The organism is uncultured Fibrobacter sp., from assembly GCF_946062555.1.
GTDB lineage: Bacteria > Fibrobacterota > Fibrobacteria > Fibrobacterales > Fibrobacteraceae > Fibrobacter.
The window spans coordinates 18,770-28,453 of sequence record NZ_CAMGVQ010000045.1; the positions used below are offsets into that span (position 1 = coordinate 18,770).

The following is a 9,684-nucleotide window of genomic DNA, read 5'->3' on the forward strand; positions in this document are numbered from 1 at the left end:
TCATCATGAATACCAAAAGGATTTCTAACAAAAAAGACTACGCGGTTTTCGGAATCATAGCGACTATGGTTCTTGCGATTTGCGCCATTTACATTTGCGGATGTAGCGGAGAATCGGTAAAAAAAAACTTCACCATCGCCTACGCGCCAAACGAGTCTACGGAACAGAGTACCGATGCCCGTAACGGCCTTGCAAAGGATCTTGGAGCGTTTCTCGGAGTGGAGGTAAAGGAAATTCAGGCCACGGACTACAATGCGATTATCGAGGCCCTTCGTACGGGAAAGGCCGACATGGCTTACCTGGGGGCCCTTTCTGTTGCCCTCGCCATGGAACGCGCCGGGGCTGAACCCATTGTCATGAAGGCCCCGAAGGGCGACAAGACCCTGGCCACTTACCGCTCCGTGTTTATCGCCAAGAGCGATAACGAAAGGATTAACACCCTCCGTGATGCCAAGGGCAAGAAAATCGCCTTTGTGGACCCGAATTCCACCTCGGGAAACCTGGTGCCTACTTCTGAGATCATGGATGTGTTTAACGACGAAAAACTGAACTCCGACCTGATTCACACCAACGGGAAGTTTTTCGAGGCAGTGAGCTTTTCCGGTAAGCACCAGGCCGGCCTCCAGGCGGTCATCAAGGGCGATGTGGATATTGTCCCCATTTCCGACCAGATCCTTGCTTCGGAAATTGCCAACGGCAATGCGGCTGAGGGTTCTGTAAAGGTTATTCACTCCTCGGCTCCGATTCCTGCCGAAGCCATGACCGTTGGCAAAACGGTTTCTCCGGAACTGAAGGCAAAACTCGTCAAGTTCCTGACGGCCTACGACAATGCAGAATATTTCGCAAAGGTCATCAAGGTGCCTAGCGCCCGGTTTGTACCCTCTTCCAAGGATGATTACGCCGCAATCGTGACCCTTAACCGCAACATCAGCCAGTAATCGGAAAATTTGGCAAGGTTATAATATTTTATGGAACCGATTTTAAGATTCGACCATGTGACGAAACGTTACGGGAACGGGGTCCGTGCCCTGAAGGACGTGTCCCTTTCCATAAGGCCCGGTGAATTTGTATCCATCATCGGCCCTTCGGGCTCGGGAAAGTCTACCCTTCTGCGGTCTATCAACAAGCTGATTTCTACGACAGAAGGGAACGTTTTTTTCGACGGTGAAAACGTGGCGTCCCTTCGCGGAAGCAGACTCCGCAGGAGTCGATCTAAAATCGGTATGATTTTCCAGAATTACAACCTGGTCAATAACCTTTCGGTTCTTCAGAACGTACTCCACGGCCGCCTGGGGCACATGAAGGGTATCCGGGGAATCCTCGGGCTCTATTCCGAAGAGGACAAGGAAAACGCCTGGAACCTTCTGGAAGAAATGGGCCTTGAAAATTTCAGCTATAACAAGGCGGGATCCCTTTCCGGTGGGCAAAAGCAGCGGGTGGGAATTGCCCGTGCCATTATCCAGGATCCTAAAATCCTCCTGTGTGACGAGCCTATTGCCTCCCTGGACCCTTCCAGCGCCAAGGTCATAATGGACCTTTTAAGAAAAATGGCCCAGAAGCGGGGCATTCCCTGCCTGGTGAATCTGCATCAGGTCGATGTGGCCCTACGATATTCCACGCGAATCATCGGACTCCATGCCGGTGAGGTTGTCTTTGACGGAAGCCCCGAAGAATTGAACGGGACCGCCATGGAGCGGATTTATGGAACTTCGGTTTACAACTTAGTGGCTGGGACCTCCGATGAAACGAAAATGCGGCAAGCCTATGCAGTCTGAAAAGCGGCTCTATAACATCCTGTTCTTCTGCATTGTAGCGTTGTTTGTGGCCAGCACCGCCTTTACCCGCTACAATCCATTTGAGGTATTCTTTAACCTGGAAAATTTCCGTTCCTTTATCGTGGACGATTTCTTTCCGCCAGCCCTTCCTACGGGCCTGAAACTAGAAGCGATTTTTCAGGGAATCCTGACGACTATCTGCATGGCCCTCTCGGCGACAACGGTGGCGGCGCTCCTTGCCTTCTTGACATCCCTCTTTGCCAGTAAGCGGGTGTCTCCTGTTGCCTGGTCCCCGAAGTTTGTCCGCGGCTTTGCCACCTTTCTTAGAAACATTCCCGCTCTGGTTTGGGCCTTTATCCTGTTCTCTTCTTTGGGGATTGGTACGGGAGTTGGTTTTGTCGCCCTCTGCATTAGCAGTTACGCCTTCATGGTTCGCGCCTTTTCCGAAACCATCGACGACATTTCCCAGGACAATTTGGAAAGCTTGCAGGCGGCAGGGGCTTCCTTTATCCAGGTGGTGTTCCACGGCATTTTGCCCTCTTGCTTGCGGGGCTTTATTTCCTGGTTCCTGTACTGCATCGAGGTGAACCTTCGGTCTTCTACGGTGGTAGGCATGGTCGGGGGAGGTGGCATCGGCCTTGTGCTGCTTTCGTACCTGAAAGGCTTCAAGTATAACATGTCCTTTACCATTATTCTCGCTATCGCCGTAATGGTCCTGTTTGTAGATGCTCTTACCAACTATTTACGCAAGGAGCTGGATTTAGAATGACGGCAACAGCAATCCGCAGGACGGCCTCGGGAAAAATGAGGATCGACTGCATCGAAAAGAATCGGTCGGCCTCTGTATTTCTGGTTGTCATGGCGGTTCTCTCCATTTTGGGAATGCTTTACCTGGATATTCCCTGGTCCAAGATGCTTGCCCGTGTCCCTCAGGTGGCGGGAGTGTTCTGGAAACTGGGGCATCTTGATTTTTCGAACTTCGACCTCATCGGTACGGCCCTTTTGGAAACCATTTCCATTACGGTGCTTTCCACTATTTACAGTCTGCTCCTTTCCATCTTTTTTGGCATGCTGGCTGCAGAAAACATTTTTCGGTGCCCCCTCCTTTCCACTTCGGTCAAGGCTGTCTTTTCCTTCCTCCGTGCCGTGCCCACCCCGGTATGGGTCCTCTTGATGATGATCTGTATCGGGATGGGACCTGCGGCTGGAATTGCGGGGCTCTGTGTACACACCACGGCTTTCTTTACACGGGCTTTTGCCCAGAGTTTTGAGGCGGTCCCTACCCAGACCATAGAAGCTTTACAGTCGGCGGGAGCGAGCCGGATTTCCGTATTCTTCAATGCGGTTCTTCCCTCGGCTATCCCGGAACTGGTGGCCTGGACGGGAATGCGCTTCGAAATCAACTTCTCGGAATGTGCCATCCTTGGCATGGTGGGGGCTGGCGGTATTGGCTATGTCATCTCCACTAACATCGAAGGATATGAATACGGTACGGCGGGACTTGCCATCCTCTGCGTATTCGTCATTGCCTTTTGCATTGAACGGGCCTTTATCTGCATCAAGGCCAGGCAACGGGCCTGCTAACTCACACGGTAACGAAGGAACCATTATGAAACTGACAGAAGAAAACTACATCGAGCGGGATGTGTCGTGGATGCTCTTTAACCGCCGCATTCTGGCGGAAGCCCAGCGACAGGAAATTCCGCTGATGGAGCGGCTTAACTTTTTGGGAATTTACAGCAATAACTTGGATGAATTTTTCCGGGTCCGCGTAGCGACTCTCAACCGTATCGTGGATTTTGCGGACAAGAATTCCAAGGACCTTCGAGAACGCAGCAAGCAGGCCTTAAAGACCATCGGAAGGCTTAACGCCAAGTATGCCCAAACCTTCAAGGAAACCGTTACGGATGTGTTCAACCAGTTGCAGAAAAAGCATATTCACCTCCTTTCGGAACAGGATCTGGACGATTCCCAGAAAGAGGCCGTAAAGAAATACTGCCTCTCGAAACTGGCGGGGAACCTTTCTCCCATCTGGCTTTCTTCGGTCCAGGGAGTCAATTCCCTGTCCGACGACTCCATCCACTTTGTCGTCCGCCTCAAAAAGCAGGACGAGCAGAAGAAGGGGCGCCGCAAGGGCTATGCCATTATCGAGATTCCCGTCAAGAAGTTCGGCCGTTTCGTGCAACTGCCCGATGTCAGTTCCGGTAATGTTACGGACCATTACGTCATGTACCTGGACGATGTAATCCGCTGCGCCTTGCCCTACCTTTTCCCGGGTTCCGGCTTCAACCGTTTCGAGGCCTGGTCCTTCAAGTTTACGAAGGATGCGGAAATGGAACTGGATACCAACATCCAGGGCGGTACGCTGCAGAAAATCGCCAAGGGGGTAAGGAGCCGCAAGAACGGTTTGCCCATCCGTTTTATCTACGACGAAAAAATGCCCCGGGAAGTGCTGAAGAAATTGCTGGAACAGCTGAAACTTTCTTCGGTGGACGCGAGCCTTCCTTCGGGCCGCCATCAGAACCATAAGGACCTGATGAAGTTTCCGCGGTTTGAAGCTCCTAGAGGAACGAAGTTTGAATACCCCAAGTGGCCTTCGGTCATGCCCGCCTGGGCCATGGCCCCCACCCTTCTGGATGTCATCCGCGAAAAGGACCGCTTCATCCATGTGCCTTACCATTCCTTCGATGCCTACATCAACCTGTTGCGGGAAGCCGCCATCAATCCGGAAGTCAAGGGAATCAAGACCACCCTCTACAGGCTCGCCCGTGATTCGAAGGTTATCGGTTCCCTGATCGCCGCGGCCCGTAACGGCAAGAAGGTGACGGTGGTCATCGAGCTCTTGGCCCGCTTTGACGAGGAATCCAATATCGACTGGTGCAAGAAAATGGCCGACGCGGGTATCCACGTGATTATGGGGGTGGAAGGCCTGAAAATTCATTCCAAGGTGACGCTGATTACGGCGAAGAAGGGAAACCTGGCCTGTATTTCTACGGGCAACTTCCACGAAGGAAACGCCTGCGCCTATACGGACTTTCTGCAGTTCACGGCGCGGCAGCCTATTGTAAAGGACGTGGAGCGGCTCTTCGACTTTATCGAAAAACCCTATATGTCCGTCAAGTTCAAGGAACTGGTGGTTTCACCCAACGACATGCGCCGACAGCTGATCCGGCTCATTAACCAGGAAATCCGCAACCATAACCTGGGCTACCCGGCCTATATCTTGTGCAAGCTCAACCATGTCACCGACGAAAGCATGGTGAAAAAAATTTACGAAGCCGCTTCGGCAGGTGTCAAGGTGGATTTGCTGGTGCGTGGCAACTGTTCTTTGGTACCATCCTTGCCGGAACTGGGCGGAAACCTGCGTGTCAACGCCATTATCGACCGCTACCTGGAACATTCCCGTATCCTCATCTTTGCTAACGGTGTAGATCTGGAACACCTGGGAGTGGGCGAAGAAGACGGTAGCTACCACGACTACAAGGTATTTATCGGTTCGGCCGACTGGATGCCCCGAAATCTGGACCACCGCATCGAAGTCTATTCTCCGGTTTTCGACATCGACATCAAGCGGGAAGCCCGACTCGTCGTGGAGCAGGGCATGCGCAACAATTACAATAGTTTCAGGTCCCAGGCGGAACTGTACAAACATTACAAGGCAGTAGAAAAGTAAAATGAAAAGTGCAAGAAAGAACCCTATCAACCTGGCCGCTATCGATATCGGCTCCAATGCGGCCCGTTTGCTCATCAAGACCGCCACTTTCCAGGAAGACGGCTCCGTTAACCTGGAAAAGCAGCAGTTTATTCGTTTTCCCCTGCGCCTGGGCGTTGACGTTTTCCAGAACGGGAAAATCAGCGAGGAACGGGAAGAACAGTTCCTGTGCATGATCAAGGCCTTCAAGCAGTTCATGAACATATACAATGTGGCGGATTACCGCGCCTGTGCCACTTCGGCCCTGCGGGACGCGACCAACGGCCAGAAAGTGCTGCGCCGAATCCGCCATCGTACCGGAATCGATATTGAACTGATTTCAGGTGAAGAAGAAGCCCGGGTCATTTACGACAACCACACGGAACAGCTCCTGGAAACTGCTCCCCGAAAAAACGGCCTCGAAAGGACCTTCCTCAACGTAGATGTGGGTGGCGGCTCCACGGAAATTAGCCTTATTTACCAGGGCCTGCTCATGGGAAGCCGAAGTTTCAATATCGGTACCCTGCGGTTGCTCATCGGCCTGGTGGACATGGATTCCATAGACGACATGTGCGACGAAATCCGCATGATGATGGTGAATCGGGGGCCCGTTTCTATTATCGGTTCCGGCGGAAACATCAACAAGCTTTATCGTCTGGTACCCAAGAAGGTGCGGCGGGATAATCGCCTTTCCCTGACGCAACTAGAACAGCTTTACGACAAACTTTCTTCCCTCAGTTTCGAGGAACGGATGAAACAGTTTGACCTCCGCTCCAGCCGTGCCGACGTCATTGTGCCTGCGGCCCAGATCTTTATCTCTATCGCGAGGGCAGTCAAGGCCACCGAAATCATCGTCCCTACCATCGGCCTTGCCGACGGCATCATCAAGGAACTCTGCACAAAGATACAGACCAGGGAGGGCGTCGGGAAATAGACTGAATTTAATCCACTGTCTGAAAAAAAAGTAGGCGAGCCGAATGGCCCGCCTAAAATGTTTTCACAACGGAAAAATCCTTATTGTGAATCGCTTTTATTTTGAATAAGGGGTCACTATCCCTAACGCAAATGCCGAGAAAGACGGTTCTATTGGCATTGCTCCTCGCATTTTCGAGAAGAAAACCGCGAATCCCAAGCCTGTTTCGAGAGAAGACATTCTGGCTATCCAGGACGTCTACGACAAAATCATATCGATCGAAAATTTCCCTTTTAACGACATAAATCTGTTCAAAAGCACCTAGACAAAAGCAGTTTGGCTATGTTCAGCCATAATTTTGCTAGGTTAATTGTTTTAACTCAAAATCGACCGGTTCAAGCACGACACAGATGTGGCCTTCGGTCTTGTCGTTGTTGTACTCGACGATTGGGTCATCAGGATTCTCGCCCTTGCGGATATAAGAAATTCCGTCGTTGAAATGGGGATTTTTCAATTCGGCATATTTACGGGCGATAGCTTCGAATTTCTCTACAGCCCATGGCTGGAGGTCGAAACCGTCGAACAGAGTTTCCCCGTTATTTCCCTCGGTAATCTCGCAGCAATTACAAAATTTTTTATTGAGTTCTATGAGTTCCTTAGCGGGATTCTTGACTGCAATAATCTTGAAGTCTAAATGAAGCTCCATTGGGGGATGTCTCCGATTTTTATTGTTGTCAAATGTCCCTGTCTATGTCAGTCGCAAGAGGAAACTCTTTTGCGTATAAGTGTATTTTATGCTGTGGCAAAAAGAGATAACTGACCGTTGCTCTTGGGTTCTAGGAGTGTGGCGATTTCGTTTGCGGGCGTACGCATTAGTTCTTTTGGTTCCATTTTGTGTAAACCACCGCCGTAAAATCTTCCGTTTTGACATAAAGTTTCTGTTGAAATGGAATTCAATTTCTGCCAAATTTCATTCAATAAAGAAACATTTTTGAGACAATAGGCGTATTCAGGCTTAGGATAAAGCAATAGATAAACGTTTGTTGTTATTGCTTTAGATTTATTTAGTATAAAGCGGAACATTTTATTCTGTGATTCGGATCTCCCCATATATGGAATGACGATTGCCGCAGGTTCTCGATCTTCACAAGAATACCAAGGATTACGATGACTGCAAATGTAGCCTTTGGGTACACCTTTTTCTATGCCAAATTTGATATACTCCCAAACTTTGGGATAATTCTTTTTGATTATTGCTTCTGGAAGATTACAACTAAAAAGAAATTGGGGATGCGAAACGACTGGATTCCCGTTTTCACTACTAATGCAATTTCCATCTATGTAGCGTGGACTTGGAAGAACGGGGCGTAAAAAAATATGGGGGATTTCATATTTTTCGATTGTCTCTTTATCTACAATAAAAAAATCGTTGTCACCAGTAGCAATGCCTCGCTTGACCGTAAAAAAGGAACCAAGGGTAACTTGTGATTCTAAGTTGACGACATTCCCTTGAAATAAGCTTGTCCATTTTGATTCGGCTTTCAAGTTTGACCCATCAATCAGCCTTATTTCATTGGGTTTATTTATCGTTCCTCCAATCGAAAATTTGATTTTGCTGGATTTTTGGGGCTTTCTGTTACGGAATACCACGATGCAGGAACTCACGAGAGCATCTGCAAACTGTAAATCGTTGGCATTAAATCGATGAATATGCACTAGTTCGACATTGTGCAACAGGAATTTTTTTACCGCGGTTCCATAGTTTACATCCATAAATTCACTAGGAACAAGCCAGCACGAAAGACCGTTCTCGTTGAGCCAAGCAGAAGAAAGGATCATGAAATAACAATACAATCCTGCCAGTCCTGAAATTTTTATTCCGTATTTTTTGAGGACTTTTTCTTGTAATTGTACCTTTTTGTCGCTATCTATGTGGTGATGGCGTACATATGGAGGGTTTGCGACAAGCATATCAAATAGGTCGTCGGGCTCTTGGTCAAGAAAATTTGCTTGTCGCAATTCCAAAGGGGTTTCTTTCCAAAATTTTTTTGTGGGGTTGTAATAGTGCGAATCTATTTCGAATCCCAAAACACGCTTTGTTGATTCTGCAAATTCATTTAAAAAAGCAGAATAGAAAACTCCAGTGCCAATAGATGGCTCGATAAATGATACATCCTTCTTTTTAAGAAGATTTCGCATATAACGCATAATTTCAAGCGCCAATGGATAGGGCGTAGAAAACTGCCCCATAGAATTACGTTCTTTCTGCGTTTTGAGAGCGTCTAGTGCATCTTGCATTAATTTTCTTTTTTGTTCAACTTCGTTCATCAAACACCAGCCTTCAAAAGATCTTCAATACGATGTTCCCAGACCCAATCAATGCCTTCAGCTGCTTCATACCCTAAGTATCCTGTATCAAAATAGCCGCACAGATACAAAATGAATTCAACTTCATTGCCGTAGGTGTTTTTCAGTTGTTCAATCTTTGTCGCTTCTTCCTTTCGTCTTTTATTTGTATTAGTGAAATCACCAGCCGATTTACATTCAATTAAAAGAGGTAATTTCTTTTTTGATAAGTTCTTTCGCTTGACAACAACATCAATAGGCATTTTTATTTGCTGCGAAGCATTTTTTACAGGCACATTTAGATGAAAAGTAAATGTGTGCTCTTCCATAGATTTAAAGTCTTTAATGTCTTTCGACTCTACGAATCTGTATCCCCTTTTTATCAAGAATTTTTTGATTCCGCTTAATTGACGACGTTCCTGTTCATTGCGGATTAGAGGATCTGCTAAAGAACCACAAACACGATCTCCAATAATTTGCTTTGCCAATAGTCGATCAATTTCATCAGGTGTTGCCTTTTTCTCGAGCCAAGGCATAATATCTTTGTCAAGGATTTTATTGACTATAGCAATTATCTTGCCAAGGATGAGATTTGCTTGCGATTCAGAAAGATTGCTTGGAAGAGTTCCTTCTTCGAGTTTTTTTATAAAGTCTCTAGGAATGTGGGCTAAACCAACAAGCCTGTCTCTTGCAAGCGGAGGGGTTGTAGCCATACGAAGAATGGTAATGGCATCTGGCACTTCCTTCAGCATGTTAACAGAAAGCGTGTTTAGACAATCTGTTTCCTGGAAAATCGTTTCGACTTTAGCTATTGCTTCTTGACGCGACTTGATATAAGTTGAAGGGGCGTACTTCAAAAACCATTCATTATAGTAAAGGACCGATTTTTGGACATCGGTTTTCCATTGGTCTACATTTTTCTTGTTTATGGATAGTTTTGATTGCTGTGCCATAATATC

9 protein-coding genes are annotated in these 9,684 nt (G+C 47.8%); 6 read left to right on the plus strand and 3 right to left on the minus strand.

Annotation, left to right across the window (positions count from 1 at the left end):
• Positions 1-5 precede the first annotated feature (5 nt).
• From Q0P86_RS12300 to Q0P86_RS12325, 6 genes are read left to right on the plus strand one after another with little or no spacing between them, the layout of a single operon-like run.
• The gene (locus Q0P86_RS12300; protein WP_294114614.1) at positions 6-938 is read left to right on the plus strand and encodes a phosphate/phosphite/phosphonate ABC transporter substrate-binding protein; all 933 of its coding nucleotides are present in this window, start codon (positions 6-8) and stop codon (positions 936-938) included.
• Between the two features lie 30 nt (positions 939-968).
• Positions 969-1,775 (plus strand): phosphonate ABC transporter ATP-binding protein, encoded by an 807-nt coding sequence (gene phnC / locus Q0P86_RS12305; protein ID WP_294114615.1) that lies wholly within the window; start codon positions 969-971, stop codon positions 1,773-1,775.
• Complete coding sequence (phnE, locus tag Q0P86_RS12310; RefSeq protein WP_290935223.1) at positions 1,741-2,544, plus strand: phosphonate ABC transporter, permease protein PhnE; 804 nt, start codon at positions 1,741-1,743, stop codon at positions 2,542-2,544. The genes phnC and phnE overlap by 35 nt, the downstream gene beginning before the upstream one ends.
• Complete coding sequence (locus Q0P86_RS12315; RefSeq protein ID WP_290935220.1) at positions 2,541-3,359, plus strand: ABC transporter permease; 819 nt, start codon at positions 2,541-2,543, stop codon at positions 3,357-3,359. The genes phnE and Q0P86_RS12315 overlap by 4 nt, the downstream gene beginning before the upstream one ends.
• 25 nt (positions 3,360-3,384) lie before the next feature.
• A complete protein-coding gene (locus Q0P86_RS12320) occupies positions 3,385-5,448 on the plus strand; it encodes an RNA degradosome polyphosphate kinase (RefSeq protein ID WP_294114618.1) in 2,064 nt (687 codons plus the stop codon).
• Position 5,449: 1 nt separating this feature from the next.
• The gene (locus Q0P86_RS12325; RefSeq protein ID WP_290994330.1) at positions 5,450-6,400 is read left to right on the plus strand and encodes a hypothetical protein; all 951 of its coding nucleotides are present in this window, start codon (positions 5,450-5,452) and stop codon (positions 6,398-6,400) included.
• A 340-nt stretch (positions 6,401-6,740) separates the two neighbouring features.
• Here Q0P86_RS12325 and Q0P86_RS12330 read toward each other — a convergent pair whose 3' ends face one another.
• The 3 genes from Q0P86_RS12330 to Q0P86_RS12340 all read right to left on the minus strand — a co-directional run.
• The gene (locus Q0P86_RS12330) at positions 6,741-7,085 is read right to left on the minus strand and encodes a hypothetical protein (protein ID WP_295039775.1); all 345 of its coding nucleotides are present in this window, start codon (positions 7,083-7,085) and stop codon (positions 6,741-6,743) included.
• Positions 7,086-7,171: 86 nt separating this feature from the next.
• The gene (locus Q0P86_RS12335) at positions 7,172-8,707 is read right to left on the minus strand and encodes an Eco57I restriction-modification methylase domain-containing protein (RefSeq protein WP_295039781.1); all 1,536 of its coding nucleotides are present in this window, start codon (positions 8,705-8,707) and stop codon (positions 7,172-7,174) included.
• The coding region (locus tag Q0P86_RS12340; RefSeq protein WP_295039778.1) for a XamI family restriction endonuclease at positions 8,707-9,684 on the minus strand (978 nt) is incomplete at its 5' end. The genes Q0P86_RS12335 and Q0P86_RS12340, both read right to left, overlap by 1 nt.